At 69.7% G+C, this 16498-nt stretch carries 19 protein-coding genes; 16 read left to right on the forward strand and 3 right to left on the reverse strand.

Annotation, left to right across the window (positions count from 1 at the left end):
- The first annotated feature begins 19 nt into the window (after positions 1–19).
- The 11 genes from CFB52_RS31990 to ligD all read left to right on the forward strand — a co-directional run bounded on the left by CFB52_RS31990 (position 20) and on the right by ligD (position 10246).
- Positions 20–322 (forward strand): hypothetical protein, encoded by a 303-nt coding sequence (locus tag CFB52_RS31990; RefSeq protein WP_059575029.1) that lies wholly within the window; start codon positions 20–22, stop codon positions 320–322.
- Between the two features lie 217 nt (positions 323–539).
- Positions 540–788 carry a hypothetical protein gene (locus CFB52_RS31995; RefSeq protein ID WP_059637853.1) on the forward strand — a complete coding sequence of 83 codons (249 nt, stop codon included), beginning with the start codon at positions 540–542 and terminating at the stop codon, positions 786–788.
- Positions 785–1096 carry a hypothetical protein gene (locus tag CFB52_RS32000; protein WP_099318429.1) on the forward strand — a complete coding sequence of 104 codons (312 nt, stop codon included), beginning with the start codon at positions 785–787 and terminating at the stop codon, positions 1094–1096. The genes CFB52_RS31995 and CFB52_RS32000 overlap by 4 nt, the downstream gene beginning before the upstream one ends.
- A 45-nt stretch (positions 1097–1141) precedes the next feature.
- Complete coding sequence (locus CFB52_RS32005) at positions 1142–1456, forward strand: hypothetical protein (protein ID WP_059575031.1); 315 nt, start codon at positions 1142–1144, stop codon at positions 1454–1456.
- Positions 1457–1830: 374 nt separating this feature from the next.
- Positions 1831–3264, forward strand: a complete 1434-nt coding sequence (locus tag CFB52_RS32010; protein WP_099318430.1) for an RNA polymerase factor sigma-54 — start codon at positions 1831–1833, stop codon at positions 3262–3264.
- A 70-nt stretch (positions 3265–3334) separates the two neighbouring features.
- On the forward strand, positions 3335–3523 hold the full coding sequence (locus CFB52_RS32015) for a DUF3008 family protein (protein WP_006498333.1): 189 nt from the start codon (positions 3335–3337) through the stop codon (positions 3521–3523).
- 46 nt (positions 3524–3569) lie between these two features.
- Positions 3570–3731, forward strand: a complete 162-nt coding sequence (locus CFB52_RS32020) for a DUF1328 family protein (protein ID WP_006498332.1) — start codon at positions 3570–3572, stop codon at positions 3729–3731.
- Positions 3728–4114, forward strand: coding sequence for a DUF3022 domain-containing protein (locus CFB52_RS32025; protein WP_060310432.1), 387 nt, complete (start codon positions 3728–3730; stop codon positions 4112–4114). The genes CFB52_RS32020 and CFB52_RS32025 overlap by 4 nt, the downstream gene beginning before the upstream one ends.
- A gap of 124 nt (positions 4115–4238) precedes the next feature.
- Positions 4239–6344 (forward strand): catalase HPII, encoded by a 2106-nt coding sequence (gene katE, locus CFB52_RS32030; protein ID WP_060011132.1) that lies wholly within the window; start codon positions 4239–4241, stop codon positions 6342–6344.
- A gap of 71 nt (positions 6345–6415) precedes the next feature.
- Positions 6416–7423, forward strand: coding sequence for a Ku protein (locus CFB52_RS32035; protein WP_099318431.1), 1008 nt, complete (start codon positions 6416–6418; stop codon positions 7421–7423).
- Positions 7424–7462: 39 nt separating this feature from the next.
- On the forward strand, positions 7463–10246 hold the full coding sequence (ligD, locus tag CFB52_RS32040; RefSeq protein WP_099318432.1) for a DNA ligase D: 2784 nt from the start codon (positions 7463–7465) through the stop codon (positions 10244–10246).
- A gap of 4 nt (positions 10247–10250) precedes the next feature.
- On the opposite strand, the gene CFB52_RS32045 is transcribed toward ligD, so the two are convergent.
- Together CFB52_RS32045 and CFB52_RS32050 are read right to left on the reverse strand one after the other, a co-directional pair.
- Positions 10251–11573 (reverse strand): sodium:proton antiporter, encoded by a 1323-nt coding sequence (locus CFB52_RS32045; RefSeq protein WP_059575037.1) that lies wholly within the window; start codon positions 11571–11573, stop codon positions 10251–10253.
- A gap of 40 nt (positions 11574–11613) precedes the next feature.
- Positions 11614–11976, reverse strand: a complete 363-nt coding sequence (locus tag CFB52_RS32050) for a DUF3175 domain-containing protein (protein WP_059575038.1) — start codon at positions 11974–11976, stop codon at positions 11614–11616.
- 154 nt (positions 11977–12130) lie between these two features.
- Between CFB52_RS32050 and CFB52_RS32055 the strand changes: the two genes are divergently transcribed.
- The 5 genes from CFB52_RS32055 to CFB52_RS32075 all read left to right on the forward strand — a co-directional run bounded on the left by CFB52_RS32055 (position 12131) and on the right by CFB52_RS32075 (position 14724).
- Complete coding sequence (locus CFB52_RS32055; protein WP_099318433.1) at positions 12131–12598, forward strand: hypothetical protein; 468 nt, start codon at positions 12131–12133, stop codon at positions 12596–12598.
- An 85-nt stretch (positions 12599–12683) separates the two neighbouring features.
- A complete protein-coding gene (locus CFB52_RS32060; protein ID WP_099318598.1) occupies positions 12684–13049 on the forward strand; it encodes a DUF3022 domain-containing protein in 366 nt (121 codons plus the stop codon).
- A 262-nt stretch (positions 13050–13311) separates the two neighbouring features.
- Positions 13312–13860, forward strand: a complete 549-nt coding sequence (locus CFB52_RS32065) for a type 1 glutamine amidotransferase domain-containing protein (protein WP_059575215.1) — start codon at positions 13312–13314, stop codon at positions 13858–13860.
- 4 nt (positions 13861–13864) lie between these two features.
- Positions 13865–14194, forward strand: a complete 330-nt coding sequence (locus CFB52_RS32070) for a DUF1488 domain-containing protein (RefSeq protein WP_099318434.1) — start codon at positions 13865–13867, stop codon at positions 14192–14194.
- Between the two features lie 284 nt (positions 14195–14478).
- Positions 14479–14724, forward strand: a complete 246-nt coding sequence (locus CFB52_RS32075; RefSeq protein WP_099318435.1) for a hypothetical protein — start codon at positions 14479–14481, stop codon at positions 14722–14724.
- Between the two features lie 22 nt (positions 14725–14746).
- Here the strand turns inward: CFB52_RS32075 and CFB52_RS32080 are convergent, their stop codons facing one another.
- A complete protein-coding gene (locus tag CFB52_RS32080) occupies positions 14747–15997 on the reverse strand; it encodes a phosphatidylserine decarboxylase family protein (protein WP_099318436.1) in 1251 nt (416 codons plus the stop codon).
- Positions 15998–16498: the final 501 nt, after the last annotated feature.

Genomic DNA, 16498 nt, shown 5'->3' on the forward strand with positions numbered 1-16498 from the left:
ATCAAGCGGAGGCACGACGATGATTCCGAAACGACGACCAGGCGTGCGCTATGAGATCAACGTATGCGGGGGCGGATTCGATTCGGTGAAAAGCCATTTCGATACGTGGAAGCGCGAGCCGCTGATCTACCGCCCCGAGCGCCGGATGTTCGAAGGCAAGGCCGACGTGCGGCCGCTCGGCGACGAGACGTTCGGCGCGACCGAGCCCGCGCGCTTCGCACTGCAGCGGGCGTGCGAGCCGTCGGATCCGTACGCGCTCGCCGCGCGCGTGCGCGACGACGGCCGCGAGCTGTGGCTGGTGATGGCCGCCTATGACGCGTAGCGGCGCGCTTGCAAGATTTTCAGCGAACGGTGTAGCGAAGGCATGGCGCTTCGCGCGGCACCGCGCGGCTGTGTATCCGCCCGCGTATCGATTCCCGCGCGGTCCCCGTGCGATCTCCGTGTGCGGGCGGCCCCGCCGCACGGCATGCGGCTTGCGAATCGTCGCCATGAGGCTGTCGCGCCGATCCCGACCGAATCCCGCAACGATGGAATTGCCGATGAAACACGAACCCGCGCAGTGGCTGCAACGGCCCGAACCGCCGCTTCCCGACGTCGAGCCGGACCCGGAGCCGCCCGACCCCGACGACGTGCCGCCGGACATGCCGGAGCCGTACCGGCAGCCGGAGGGCGATCCGCCCGGGCATGCGCCGCCGGAACGCGATCCGCCGTCGCGCGAGCCGCCGGTGCGGGCGCCGCCGGTGAGCGCGGCGCCGCGAACGAGACCGGAAAGGGAGGGCCTGCGATGAGCATCGGCGTGAAACCCGGCCTGCTGCGCGACATCGCCGAAACGCTGGGCCGCCATTTCGAGGCGCGCGCGATCCCGTTCCATGTCGAGGAGCAACCGGCCGGCGCATTGCATATCGGCTTTCGCGTCGACGGCCATCCGGCGTCGCTGACCGTGACGTTCGACGGCGACGCATTCGCCGCGCTCGAACGGGCCGACGTCGGCCGGCAACGCGGCTCGCTCACGCGCGTCGCGGCCGAATTCGACACGATGATGGCGCGCCGCGCACCGACCGCGTACGCGGGCGATTTCCATTTCAACCGGCTCTGAGCCGCGCCGCCACGGCGCGGCCCGCAGCCATGGGAGGAGCATTCGATGAACACGATCCAGACGATCCGCGTGGGCGCGTGTGCGTTGGCCGCCGCGTGCGCGCTGGGCGCATGCACGCAACCGGCTGGCGGCCCGTACGGCACGCGCGCGGCGCCGCCCGCGCCGCCCGACGGCCGCGGCGCGCAATCGACCACGACGATGCCGGACGCGAACACGCGCTACGACACGCGTCCGTCGCCGGGCAACACGATGCCGCCGGGCGCAACCGTCGGCGAACCGGTCGACGCACCGCCGCCCGGCCCGAACGGCACGCAGGGCGATCGGCCGCTGCCGGGCACGCCGCCGCCGATGCAGTACTGACAGGACGTTGCGCTGTGGCGCCGCGCCACGGCATGCGGCACCGCGATGCGGCCGGGGCAACGCGATGGAGAATCCGCACGCGCATCCGGCGCCATCTGCCCGAATCGTCGACCGCTTTACTCGACCGGTCGGAGGGCGACCGCATCGATGCGAATGAGGACGGGCAGTCGGCCCAGGGCGGGGCCGCGTTTGCCCGAGCGAAATACGTGCCCCCAAACTTGCCCCGGCCTTGTAAAAAAGCAGGCTCCGGCGCGGGGCGACACGGGGTGCGAACCCCCGAGAGCCGCGCCCTGCCGCGCTTCGCGCGGCTGGCACGGATGCTGCATGACGTTCGGTAGAAGACACACCCGAACCGAACCGTCAGGAGGCTTTTGATGCCCGTCTCGCTTGCGCTGCAGATGCGACAGCATCTCGCACTCACGCCGAGGCTTCAGCAGTCGCTGCGGCTGCTGCAGTTGTCCTCGCTCGAATTTCAACAGGAATTGCGTCAGGCGCTCGACATGAACCCGTTTCTCGAAGACGGCCCGGGCGACGACGAAACCGCTGCCGCCACCCCTGAGCAACCGACCGAAGCGGCCGCGCCTGAAACGGCGCCCGAGCGCGACGAAATCCGCCCGCCGGACGGCGAGGTGCCGTTTACCGCCGCGCCCGCGCCGCGCGGCACGAGCCGGCAGGGCGACGACACCGACGGGCTGTCGCCCGGCGAATGGATGGCCGCCGAGCCGTCGCTGCATCAGCAGCTGCACGATGCGCTGCGGCTCTATCCGCTCAACAAACGCGATCGCGAGGCCGCGCGCCTCGTGATCGATGCGCTCGACGACGACGGCTACCTGCGGCAGGAACTCCCTGAACTGCTGGTCGCCGCCGATCCCGCGTGGCTGCTGTCGGAGCAGGATCTGGCGGTCGCGCTGCGGCTCGTGCAGATGCTCGACCGGCCGGGTATCGCCGCTCGTTCGTTATCCGAATGCCTGGTGCTGCAACTGGACGCGATTCCGGCCGGCACGCCGGCACTCGCGGAAGCGAAAGCGATCGCGCGCGAGCATCTGGAGCGGCTCGCGCGCCGCGAGACGGCCGAAATCCAGCGGCGCCTCGGCTGCAATCAGCAGACGCTGCAGGCCGCCTGCGCGCTGGTGCGCGGGCTCGACCCGCGCCCCGGCAATCACTACGGCAGCACGCGCGGCGACTACGTGGTGCCCGACGTGATCGTGCGTCAGGTGCGCGACGAGTGGATCGTCACGATCAATCCGGCCGTGCTGCCGCGTGCGCGGTTGCACGAGCGCTATGCGACGCTGTTCGCGCAGTCGAGCGGCGAGCGCGATTCGCCGCTCGGCCAGCAATTGCAGGAAGCGCGCTGGCTGATCCGCAACGTGCAGAAGCGCTTCGACACGATCCAGCGCGTGGGCGAATGCATCGTCGCGCGGCAGCGCGATTTCTTCCGCTACGGCGAGATCGCGATGAAGCCGCTGGTGCTGCGCGATATCGCGGAGGAACTCGACCTGCACGAGTCGACCGTGTCGCGCGCGACCGGCAACAAGTACATGGCCACGCCGCACGGCACGTTCGAGTTCAAGCATTTCTTCCCGCGCAAGCTCGAGGCGGCCGGCAAGGGCGTGTGCTCGGCCTCCGCCGCGAAGGTGCTGATCCGCGACATGATCGCGGCCGAGCGGCATACCGATCCGCTGTCCGACGTCGCGCTCGCCGAAAATCTCGCGGGCCGCGGCATTCTTCTTGCGCGTCGGACGGTGACCAAGTATCGCCAGGCGATGAAGATTCCGCCGGCCGACCTGCGGCGCCGCGACGCCGCGTGACGGCCTCATTGTTCCAACCACGCGCGCGCCGTCCGTCGCGTCGGCTCGCGCCAACGAGAGGAGCGCAATCATGCCAGCCAAATCCCAGGCGCAGCAGCGCGCCGCAGGGGCCGCGCTGTCGGCCAAGCGCGGTGACACGAAAATGAAGGATCTGAAGCCGCCGTCGAAATCGATGGCCAAGTCGATGAGCGAGAAAGAGCTCGAGAAAATGGCTTCCACGCCCACGCACGGCAAACCGAAACACAAGCACGATGCGTGAGCGCCGCCGACGTTTAGTGACGACCGCTGTCATCCAGGAGGGTTCCATGCTTCGATACGCCATCATCTTCTTCGTCATCGCGATCATCGCGGCGGTGTTCGGGTTCGGCGGCATTGCCGCCGGCGCGGCCGAGATCGCGAAGATCCTGTTCTACATCTTCGTCGTGATCTTCCTGGTCACGCTGTTGCTGGGGGTCGTGCGCCGATGACGGTCGCGCCCGACCGGTCGCGGCGCGTCGCGGAACTCGAGCACGCGTTCGCGATCGGCTTTCCGTCGCAGTCGACCGTCGTCGTTCACGAGGACGACGCGTCGGGCCGGCTGACGATCCACGTATCGTGGGTGCGCGTGCCCTCCGACGAGGATGCGCGCGAATGGCGCTGCACGGTCGACATGCGGTTCGATGCTGACGTGATCGAGCGATACGCGCTGCTCGACACGGCCGACCGGCTGCGCGTGCGCACGCAACTGTGCGACCGCGCGCGGCGCGCGGTGGACGAGCACAAGCCGCGCGTCGAGGATGCCGTGATCGAATGCAACGTGGCGCTCGACGTGACGGCCGTCGAATTCGACGCGGCGCTGCGCGCGCCCTGACGCCGCCGGCCCGCGGGCGCCCATCGGGCGCCGGGCCGGCTTTCCCCGCCGTTCGCACGCGCGCGCCGCGGCGCGCCGGCGTGCATGGCGGCTCCCCATTCGAATACCAAGAGGACACCTGACGATGACGAATCCCCCATCCGCCGGCAAGACGCCCCCGACGCAGCCGCACGACAGCGCGAAGTCGCGCCAGCTCGAAGCGAACCGTGCGCGGCCCGACGGCGAGGCGTTGCGCACCAACCAGGGCGTGCGGATCGCCGACAACCAGAATACGCTGCGAGGCGGCGCGCGCGGCCCGTCGCTGCTCGAAGACTTCATCATGCGCGAGAAGATCACGCATTTCGATCATGAGCGCATTCCGGAGCGCGTGGTGCACGCGCGCGGCTCGGGCGCGCACGGCGTGTTCCGCGTCTACGAGCCGATGGCCGACTACACGAAGGCCGCGTTCCTGCAGGACCCGGCCGTCGAAACGCCGGTGTACGTGCGCTTCTCGACCGTGCAGGGGCCGCGCGGGTCGGCCGACACCGTGCGCGACGTGCGCGGCTTCGCGGTGAAGTTCTATACCGAGGAAGGCAACTACGACCTCGTCGGCAACAACATGCCGGTGTTCTTCATCCAGGATGCGATCAAGTTTCCCGACTTCGTGCATGCGGTGAAGCCCGAGGCGCCGAACGAGATGCCGACCGGCGCGTCCGCGCACGACACGTTCTGGGATTTCGTGTCGCTGGTGCCGGAAACCACGCACATGGTGCTGTGGCTGATGTCGGATCGCGCGCTGCCGGCGAGCTATCGCGCGATGGACGGCTTCGGCGTGCACACGTTCCGCTTCGTGAACGCGGCCGGCGTCGAGCGTTTCGTGAAATTCCACTGGCGGCCCGTGAGCGGCGCGTATTCGCTGCTGTGGGACGAGGCGCAGCGCATCGCCGGCCACGACCCGGATTTCAACCGGCGCGACCTGTGGATGGCGATCGAGCGCGGCGACTATCCGGAGTTCGAGCTCGGCGTGCAGATGATCGATCCGGCCGATGCCGACAAATTCGACTTCGACCTGCTGGATCCGACCAAGCTCGTGCCGGAAGAACGCGTGCCCGTGCGGCCAATCGGCCGGATGACGCTGAACCGCAACCCCGACAACTTCTTCGCGGAGACCGAGCAGGTCGCGTTTCACCCGGGCCACGTGGTGCCGGGCATCGATTTCACGAACGATCCGCTGTTGCAGGGGCGGCTGTTCTCGTACACCGATACGCAACTGAGCCGGCTCGGCGGCCCGAATTTCCACGAGATTCCGATCAACCGGCCGGTGTGCCCGTTCGCGAACAACCAGCGCGACGCGATGCACCGGCAGACGATCAACGTCGGGCAGGCGTCGTACGAGCCGAACTCGACGAGCGGCGGCTGGCCGCGCGAGACGCCGCCCGCGCCGTCCGGCGGCGGGTTCGAAACCGTGCCCGAGCCGCTCGAAGGCCACAAGGTGCGCGTGCGCAGCGAATCGTTCGCCGACCATTTCTCGCAAGCCGCGCTGTTCTACCAGAGCATGACCGAGATCGAGCAGCGGCATATTCGCGACGCGTACTGCTTCGAGCTCGGCAAGGTGACGCAGCCGCACATTCGCGAGCGGGTGGTCAACGAAATCATCGCGCGCTTCGACGCGGGGCTCGCCGCGCAGGTCGCCGAACGGCTCGGGCTGCCCGCGCCGCAGGCGGCCGCGACGCCGGCCGTCCCGCGGCCCTCGCCGGCGCTGAGCCTGATCGGCCGCGCGAAGCCCGGCATCCGCTCGCGCAAGATCGCGCTGATCGCGACGCCGGGTGTGAACCCGGTGCTCGTCGAGCAGGTGCGCGACGCGTTGCAGGCCGCGCACGCGGTGCCGACGATCGTCGCGCCGACGCTCGCGCCGATCGGCGGCATCGTGCCGGAGGCGACGCTCGCCGGCATGCCGTCGGTGATGTTCGACGCGGTGTTCGTGTGCGGCGGCGACGGCGATGGCCGCGATCTCGCGCACAGCGCCGACGCCCGCCATTTCGTGCGCGAGGCGTTCAAGCACCTGAAGCCGATCGCGGCCGTCGGCTCGGGGCGGCAATTGCTCAGCGCCGCGCACTTGCCGGATCCGGCTGAAGGCGTGTGCGTCGGGCAGGCCGTCGATCTCGACAAGGTGCTGAACACGCTGTCGGATCACCTCGGCCAGCATCGCGTGTGGGCGCGCGAACAGCAGGCGGCGGAACTGCCGGCATAGGGCCGGCGGCGGTTCGTGCCGGACGGCGCGCCTGCCCTCGGGCGGGCGCGCATCGGGCAAGGAGGAACAGCATGGCACCGCGGATGATATGGAAAGGCGCGATCAGCTTCGGGCTCGTGCACGTGCCCGTGCAATTGTTTCCGGCGACGCGCACCGTGAAGCCGTCGTTCCGGATGCTCGACAAGCGCTCGATGGACCCGATCGGCTATCGGCAGATCAACAAGCGCACCGGCAAGGAGGTCACGCGCGAGGACATCGTGCGCGGCTACGAGTACGAGAAGGAGCGCTACGTCGTGCTGACCGACGACGAAATCCGCGCGGCGAACCCGGAATCGACGCAGACCGTCGACATCCTGACCTTCGTCGACGAGGACGCCGTGTCGTTCCTCTATCTCGACACGCCGTACTACCTGGTGCCGGACCGCAAGGGCGAGAAGGTCTATGCGCTGCTGCGCGACGCGCTGAAGGACAGCGGCAAGATCGGCATCGCGCTCGTCGTGATGCGCGACCGCCAGCATCTGGGCGCGCTGATCCCGGTCGGGCCGATACTCGCGCTCGATACGCTGCGCTGGCAGGAGGAACTGCGGCCGCTCGACGAGCTGTCGGTGCCGGCCGACGACGCGAAGGGCGCGGGCGTCACCGCGCGCGAACTCGCGATGGCGAAGAAGCTGATCGACGACATGTCCGGCAAATGGACGCCCGATGAATATCACGACACGTTTCGCGACGACATCCTCGAACTGGTCGAGCGCAAGGTGCGCGCGGGCAAGGTCGAGGAGATCGAGGACCGGCCCGCGCAGACGGGCCGCGCGGCGACCAACGTGGTCGATCTCACCGAGCTGCTGAAGCGCAGCCTCAAGGGCGGCGCCGGCGCGCGCGCGGCGGATCTGCGTGACGAGCGCGACGAAGCGGAAGAGGAGGCGTCATCGTCGCGGGGCGGCGCGCGACGCAAGCCACCCTCGAAATCCGCGTCGAAAGGCACGACGACGAAAACCGCGGCGAAGCGCGGCACCGCGAAACGCGCGGCGAGCGAGCCCGCGGCGAAGAAGACCGCCGCGCGACGCAAGCACGCGGCGTGAAGCCGATGACGCCGACTCCGATTTCGACGAGGTGACGCGATGGCCGGCAAGCTCGATCCGTATCGCCGCAAGCGCCATTTCGGCGCGACGCCCGAGCCCGAAGGCGCGCACGGGAAGCGTCGCGCGAAGGCGGAGGTGAAAGCGGGCACGAAGGCGAAGCCCGCCGCGCGCGCCCGCCACCCGCTGCGCTTCGTGATCCAGGAGCACCACGCGCGCCGGCTGCACTACGATTTCCGGCTCGAGCTCGACGGCACGCTGAAATCGTGGGCCGTGCCGAAGGGGCCGAGCTTCGATCCGCAGGTGAAGCGGCTCGCCGTGCATGTCGAGGACCATCCGCTCGAATACGCGTCGTTCGAAGGCGAGATTCCGGCCGGGCATTACGGCGCGGGGTCGGTCGTCGTCTGGGACGAGGGCACGTGGACGCCCGACGGCGGCGTCGCGCAGGCACGCGAAGGCTATCGGGCGGGCAAGCTGACGTTCCGGCTCGACGGCGAGAAGCTGCACGGCGGCTGGGCGCTCGTACGCAGCGGGCGCCAGGAAGGGCGCCAGGAGCAGTGGCTGCTGATCAAGGAGCGCGACGACGACGCGCGCAGCGCCGATGAATTCGACGTGGTCGGCGAGCGGCCGGGCAGCGTGCATGACGGCGCGTCCGACGGCGCGGCGCGCAAGCGAGCGGCGCGACGCGGCGGCTCGACCGGCGCGAACGGCGATTCACGGGCAACGCGACCTGCAAGCCGCGAAGGCAACGAAAGCCAGCGCCCCACCGATCCGTCGCAAGTCGAGGGCGCGGTGCGCGCGCCGCTGCCCGAGCGCGTCGCGCCGCAACTCGCGACGCTGGTCGACGCACCGCCGACGCACGGCGGCTGGTGCTACGAACTGAAGTTCGACGGTTACCGGATCCTCGCGCGCATTGCAGGCCAGGGCGCGCGCCGGCGCGTCACGCTGATGACGCGGGAAGGCCGCGACTGGACCGCGAAGCTGCGCGCGCAGCGTGACGCGCTCGCGGCGCTCGACGTCGACGACGCGTGGCTGGACGGCGAGGCCGTCGTGCTCGGCGAAAACGGCCTGCCCGATTTCCAGGCGTTGCAGAACGCGTTCGGCACGGGCCGCTCGGATGCAATCACGTTCTTCGCGTTCGATCTGCCCTATCTCGACGGATACGACCTGCGCGACGCGCCGCTCACGGCCCGTCGCGCGCTGCTCGAACCGCTGCTCGCGAACAGCGACCCGACGCGCGTGCGTTTCTCGCCCGATCTCGGCGAGGACGTCGCGTCGCTGATCGCGAGCGCCTGCGACACGGGTCTCGAAGGGTTGATCGGCAAGCGCGCGGAGTCGCGCTATCGCGCCGGCCGTTCGCCGGCGTGGATCAAGCTCAAATGCCGGCGCCGGCAGGAATTCGTGATCGGCGGCTTTACGGAGCCATCGGGCAGCCGGCACGGCTTCGGCGCGCTGCTGCTCGGCGTGCACGAACCGCCGCCGGCCGGCAAGCGGCGGCGCGGGCCGGGGCCGCTGCGCTACGTCGGCCGCGTCGGCACGGGATTCGACGCGCGCATGCTCGACCGTCTCGCCGCGATCCTGCGCAAGCACGAGCGCGACACGATGCCGTTCGACGCACCGCCGCGCGAACGCACGCGCACGCGCGTGCACTGGGTCGAGCCGACACTCGTCGCCGAATGCGAATTCGCGGAATGGACCGGCGACGGCATCGTGCGGCAGGCCGCGTTCATCGCGCTGCGCGACGACAAGCCGGCGCAGCAGATCGTTCGCGAGATGCCCAGGCATACGGAAACGGAGGTGACGATGGATCAACGCCAGACCCCGCACGACGACAAACGCAAGCGCGCATCGCCTGCCGCTCACGAAACGGCCGCTCGCAAGCGCCCCGCACGTTCCGGCGCGGCCGCGCGCGCCGAAGGCGACGCGGCTGCGCCAGACTCGCTCGGCGGCGCGCGCATCACGCATCCCGAGCGCGTGCTCGACCCGCAAAGCGGCACGCGCAAGATCGATCTCGCGCAGTATTGGCAATGGGTCGCGCCGTGGCTGCTGCGCGACCTGAAAGGCCGGCCCGTCTCGCTCGTGCGCGCCCCGGGCGACATCGCCGGCGAGCTGTTTTTCCAGAAACACGCGGAGCGCCGCGAGATTCCGTTCGTCACGCAGCACGAAGGGCTCGACCCCGGCCACGGGCCGTTACTGTCGATCGACAGCGTCGACGCGCTGCTCGGCGCCGCGCAAATGGGCACGGTCGAACTGCACACGTGGAACGCGCATGCGTCGAACATCGAGCGGCCCGACCGCATCGTGTTCGACCTCGATCCCGATCCGGCGCTGCCGTGGCGCACGATGATCGACGCCGCGCAACTGGTGCGCGGCCTGCTCGACGAGCTGGGGCTCGTGTCGTTCTGCAAAACGAGCGGCGGCAAGGGGCTGCACGTCGTCGTGCCGCTCACGCGGCACGCGGGCTGGGACGACGTGAAGGATTTTTCGCGCGCGGTCGCGCAGCACGTCGCCGGCACGCTGCCCGAGCGTTTCACCGCGACGATGGGGCCGCGCCACCGGCGCGGCAAGATCTTCGTCGACTACCTGCGCAACGGGCGCGGCGCGAGCACGATCGCCGCGTATTCGGTGCGCGCGCGGCCCGGCATGGGCGTGTCGGTGCCGCTCGAGTGGGACGAGGTGCCGCAGACGACGGGCGGCGCACAATGGACGATCGACACGTTGCACGTGCGGCTGGACGCGCTGAAGCGTGACCCGTGGGAAGGCTATGCGAAGGCGCGCCAGCGCATCACCGCGGCGATGCGGGCGCGGCTCGGCGCGGACACGTGAACCGTCAGCGACGGCGCTGCTGCAACCGGTAATACCAGTTCATCAGCGGCGTCGCGGAGACCCCGTGCGCCACCACCGACGCGGACACGACGGCCAGCACGGGCGCCGCCAGCGGGCGCACGGCCTCGGACGGCCCGTGCTCGAGCGCGAACAGCAGATAGTAGAACGAGCCGATCCCGCGGATGCCGAACCACGCCATCAGCCGCCGCTGCGCATGCGTCGCCCGCGACCCGACGAGCGTGACCAGCACCGCGAGCGGGCGCACGGCGACGAACAGCACGGTGGCCAGTGCGGCGGCGCCCCACGTGAACAGCGGGCCGGGCAGCGTCGACAGCACGCTGCCGATCATCGTCATCACGATCGCCTCCGCGATCCGTTCGAGCTCGATCGTGAAGCCGAGCACCGATTCGGCCATGAACGCATGCGCCTTGTCCGGATGCTTTTCGGTCGCGACGACGTCTTCCGAATCGATCTGGCCGATCACTTCGCGCGGCGGACGGTCGCCGCTCGCACGATGCTCGACGCGCCGCATCGCGACGCCGGCCGCGAACGTCGCGATGAAGCCGAACGTGTGCGCGAGCTGTGCGGCGCCGAACGACAGCACGATCAGCGCGAGCGCGAAGAAGCCTTCGAGGCCGAGCGCCTGCGCGTGGCGCGTGCGCAGCCAGCCGATCGTCTTCGTCATGGCCCAGCCGAGCCCGCCGCCGATCGCCGTCGCACCGGCGATGCCCCACAGCGCGACCAGCGCGAACGTGCCGGACAGCGGCGGGATGCCGTGCGTCGCGCCCGGTGCGCCGCACAGCGCGAGCCCCGCGAGCGCGAACGGCAGCGCGATGCCGTCGTTCATCCCGCCTTCGCCGGACAACGCGAAGCGCACCAGGTCGCGATCGCCCGGGTCGTGCACCTGCACGTCGTGCGCGAGCACGGGATCGGTCGGTGCGAGGATCGCCGCGAGCAGCAGCGCGGGGCCCCAGCCGACGCCAAGCGCGAGCACCGTGCACGCGGCGAGCAGCGGCACGGTGACGACCATCGCGAGCAGCCCGAGGCGGCACGGCACGAGCCACAGCTTGTCGGACAGCGGCACGCGCAGCCGCAGCCCGATCGCGAACAGCGATACGAGCAGCGCGACTTCGACGATCGCGCGCAGCAGGGGGCCGTCGCGTTCCAGGTCGAGATGCAGCAGGCCGGCGCCGCTCGGGCCGAGCGCGACGCCGAGCACCAGGTAGACCATGGCCGAGCTGCAGGGCAGGTGGCGCAACGCGGACGTCACGACGCCCATGCCCAGCAGCACCGCGCCGATGATCAGGTACCAGAGGGTTTCGTGCATGTGTGATCGCAGCGGAGGGAGACGGGCGACGCGCCAGCCGTCAGGGCTTGCGGCCGAACGCTTCGCGCAGCTTGCGCTTCGCGCGTTCGAGCGTTGCACGGCGCGTTTTCGGCAGGTTGCGGCCCGCGCGGTTCACGTAGAAGTTCAGCATCGACATCGCCGACTGGAACGGCGACGCCTTGCGGCGGCGGCTGTGTTCGGCCGAGTGCTTCAGCGACGCGGCGATCGCCGCCGGATCGTCGGATTTGAAGATGTCCGGCTCGATGTCGAGCGCATCGCTTTTTTGCGTGACTTCGCCGGACCAGCGCTGGCGGTGGTTCGGATCGGCGCCGGGTGCGCGGCCGGGGCGGCGCGTGTGGCGCTTGCCGTGCGCGTGGGAAGCGGAAGCAGAAGCGGAAGGCATAAGGCAGAGGCTCCGTATGGGTCACGGACAAGTCGTGCGCAGCAGGGAAGCAAACTGCGTGCCGCATCGCGAACGTCGCCGGCGCGGCATGGGCCTTGCTGAAAGACCGGAGCAGGAATTTCCATCACGCGATCGTCCATAGGGAGAAAACGCCATGAAGTCAGTATTCGAATCGAAGTTCGTCGCGCGGCACGTGCTGGGCTGCGCGGCCGTCGCGATCGCCGCCGCCGCGCCGGCCGCGTGGGCGCAGAACTCGCAGCGCTCCGACGAGGGCACCGGCGCGCCAAACCCGTCGATGGACATGTCGACGCCGGGCACCAACGGCAATACGGCCGCGCCGCCGCCACCGGCGGGCACCCAGCGGCATGGCGCGAAGCACGGGATGCGGTCGCACAGCGGGGCGGCCGGGCATGTGAAGCCGGGCGGCGGCCCGAACGGTGCCGGCCAGGGCGGCAGCGGCTCCCCCGGCGGCGGCGTCGGCGGCGGGTCCGGTGGGGCCGGCGGCACGGGCGGCTCGGGCGGCACGAGCGGGACGGGCGCCGGCAACGGCGGGTCGGCGGGCTCGACGGGCACGGGCGGCGGCGGGGCCGGCGGGACGGGCGGCGGTTCCAGCGGTTATTGACGGTGTCGTGCCGGCGCGGCCGGCACGGCGCGATGGCGGCGCGGTTACCCGGGACGGGCGCGCCGTCACCACGCAGGAGGACATCATGCAATCGAATTCCCGGAATTTTCTGGAGCACGACGAGATCGACGACGATGCAGGCGACATGGACGATCTCGACACGACGGTGCACGTGGACGTCGAAACGGGCAGGGTCATGTTTCATGCGGCGTGGGCGAACGCGGTCGAGGCGCCACCCGAGGCGGCGCGGCATTCGGTCGTGCTCGCGCTCGAATGCTCGACGATGGAACGCTATGCGGACCTCGACGACGGCGCGCGGATGCGCGTGCATGCGATGTTGCACGACGCCGTGCAGCAGACGCTCGAACAGTTGCCCGATACCGACGAGAATCTGACGCTGACGGTCGAGCTGACCGACGCGATGCTCGACGCCGCGCGTCATTTGCAGTGATCGCGGCGCATCGAACGGGCGCGCGGCGTCGGGTTACATCCCGTTGAAAAGTTTGCACCCCCGACCGTGACGAACGGGGCAGGCGAGACGACGAGAGGCATACGCACCCCCGGCGCGCGGGTCGTTCCCCGATTGCAGGGCAATACAAGCGCGCATGGTTGCCGCGGCGTGCGGCACCCTGCGGCGCCTCGAGCACGCGGCACGCCGATTGCTGCGCGACGAACACGGCACGACGTGTGCCACACCTTCCACGGAGGCATTCATGAGCGGCAGGCTGGATCATTGCAAGGTAGCGATTCTCGCGGTCGACGGCTTCGAGGAAGCCGAGCTCGTCGAACCGCAGCGCGCGCTCGCGGCAGAAGGCGCGCAGGTGGACGTGATTTCGCAGAAGGGTGGCGAGATCCAGGGCTTCAGGCATGTCGACAAGGGCGAGCGCGTGAAGGTCGATCGCACGTTCGACGAGGCGCGCGAAGGCGACTACGACGCGGTCGTGTTGCCGGGCGGCGTCATCAACGGCGACGCGATCCGGATGGTGCCCGCCGCGCGCGAATTCGTGACGGCGGCGGTGGGCGCCGGCAAGCCGGTCGCGGCGATCTGTCACGGCGGCTGGCTGCTGGTATCGGCCGGGCTGGTCGACGGCAAGACGATGACGAGCTGGCCGAGCCTGCAGGACGACATCCGTCATGCGGGCGGCAAGTGGGTGGACGAGGAAGTCGTGCGCGACGGCAACCTGATCACGAGCCGCAAGCCGGCCGACCTGCCCGCGTTCAACGGCGCGCTGGTCGAGCGTCTCGCGGCGCGGGGGGCGTGAGCCGATGCCGACAGGTTCCCCGCGCGCCGTCACGCTGACCGACGAACCGCCCGCGTTCGACGGCGCGGCGCTGCAAATGCGCTTCGTCGTCGAGGTCAGTGGCGTGCCGCATGACTGCGCGATCACCGTCGAGGCGCTCGAAGACCATTTCGGCGCGCGCTCCGCGCTGGAAGCCGACTTGCGCGATGCGTTCGAGCGCGGCCGTGCGCGGATCGAAGCCGCATGCGCGGACGTGCTGGCGAGCGGCAACCACGACGTGGTGCTGCACAGCGGGTATTTCCGTGCGCCGGCAGGCGCAGCGAGGGCCGGGCTGTTTCGCTCGCGGAGATCGTGATGCGAGCGCGTTTCCCGAAGCATCTGCTCGGTACGTTGTCCAGACGGATCGACGCCGGTCGCATCCGGCGGCCTGCCATTACACGCCGTTGAAAACTTTGCAGCGGCTCGAACACGTCGTCCGGCGCCACATCGCGCGGTGCGCGCGCCCTGCGGATACAGGCGGCACGAGAGCGGTTGGCACGGTCCCTGCATGCCCCTGACGTCGCCGGCGCACGATACGCGTCGCATGCCGATGCGACGCCGTCGTCGCATCGAGCGCAGCCGTCAACCGGGGAAACGAGCATGCTGACTGCCCACGAATTCGCCGCACTGTTCCTCGCGCATCACGCGCCCGAACAGATCCAGATCGATCGCGACGACGTCGTCGCGCTCGTCGAACGACGCCTGATCGTGATGGAGCACGACGACGCGTCGGGCGCGCACCGACCCGCGCTGACTGCCGACGGCCTGTCGGTGCTGCGAGGCGTGCAGCGTCATGACGCCGCGGATGCCCACGCGATCGCCCTGCACGATGTGACCGACGGGTGATGCGCAGGGTCGCGCACCGCGCTCACCGCGCGACCGCGACCGGCGCATTGACCTGCACGACGGGCGGCTTGCCTTCGAATGGCGGCGCGTACAGGAAGCGGTCGATCACGCCGGGCTCGAACAGCAGGCAGTAGGTCGAGCCGCCGAACTGGAAGTAACCGATCTCGTCGCCCTTGTCGACGCGCTGCCCCGGCACGACCTCGACCACGCACGACGATACGTCGCCCATCCCGACGAACACGGCCGCCACGGTGCCGATGCCCGGATCGTCGCTCGCGATCGCAATGACCGCGCGTGCGGCCACGGCCGTCATGTAGCCCTGCGAGTCGTTGAGCCCGGCCGGGTCCGGGCCTTCCGCTTCGGCGACCGAATAATAGGTGCCGTCGACTCGATACGCGTGGGTGACGACGCCGCGCACCGGCGCATGCCAGCGGTGATAGTTGTACGCGCTGAGGTAGGCCTGATAGACGTCGCCGCCGACGAAGCGCTCGGCGAGCGGCAGCCACGCGGGCGTGAAGAGGTCGCGCAGCGAATACGGCTGCGACTTGATCCAGAACGTGTCGCGCAGCTTCACGTTGGTTTCGGCGTGATAGGGCGCGGCTTCGCACGCGCTGACGATCACGTGCGGATCGTCCGGGGCCGCGACGGGCCGCGCGCCATCGCGAAAGCGCCGCGTGAAGAAGTCGTTCCACGAATCGAAGCCCCAGTGCGGCTGATCTTCACGATACTGGAACTGCGACAGCCCCAGACGCTTGCGTGCTCCGTCGCAGAACCATCCGTCGGGCGCGGACGTGTCGAGATGCACGCGCGAGTGCGGGCCGCCGAGGAAGTCGCACCAGACGTTCAGCACGCGCTTCAACTGCGCGTTCACGGCCGCGTCGCGAAACACCGCGTGGCCCGACGGCATGCACATCGGCCAGTCGAAGAACGCGTTCAGCGGGCACACGATCAGGCTTTCCTCGCTGAACGGCGGCGTGTAGGTCATCAGATGGTCGAGCACGGTCATCAGCTCGCCGATCGACGTGTAGCCGAGCCGGTATCCCGATTCGCACGCTTCGTCGATCGCGCGGGTCAGGCTCATGCGCAGCACCGCGTTGTCGTCGAACAGCCGCGCGAGGTCCTGCACGGCCGGCGTCCGCAGCCGCTCGCCGGCATGCGCGCGGGCTTCGTTCGCGATTTTTTCGCGGAACGCGGCCATGCGGGATTCCTCGGTGGCCATCCATCCGCCGAGGCGGCGGCGCGTGGCGGGCGGCGTGTTGCGATTCGTCGGCATCGTCACCTCCGGAACGGTTTCGGTCGAATCACCGGAGCAAGATGCTTGCCCGGCGGGCGGCACCGAAATTGCTGCGTTCGGGCGACCGGTTTCTTTCGATGACTCAGGAGAACGGAATGGCTACAGCTTCGAATGCACGACAGACCCACGATGCAGGCTCGACGGACGAGCGTCGCCGCGACGGGCAGCGGACCGTGACGCCGACACGTACGCGGGCTCGAGTGCGAGCGCAGGCGGCGCCGCTCGACGGCGCTCGGCGGGCCGAGCGCGGTGACCGCGGCACAAGCGGAAACGGGCCGGTGACGCCGAGCCGCGGAGAAGAGGCGGCGAAACCGCTGTGGGAAGACGACCGCGGCGAGACGCCGCCGGAGGAGTGGTCGTAAGGTCGCCGACGCAGATCGTCGGCTGAACAAACCGGCTTGCGATCGGACGTTTCGGGTGAAAGCCGATCACGCGTTTGAAAGATCGATTATTCGCGGCACGTTTTGCACAAAATCGATC

Source organism: Burkholderia sp. AU18528 (assembly GCF_002223215.2).
GTDB lineage: Bacteria > Pseudomonadota > Gammaproteobacteria > Burkholderiales > Burkholderiaceae > Burkholderia > Burkholderia semiarida.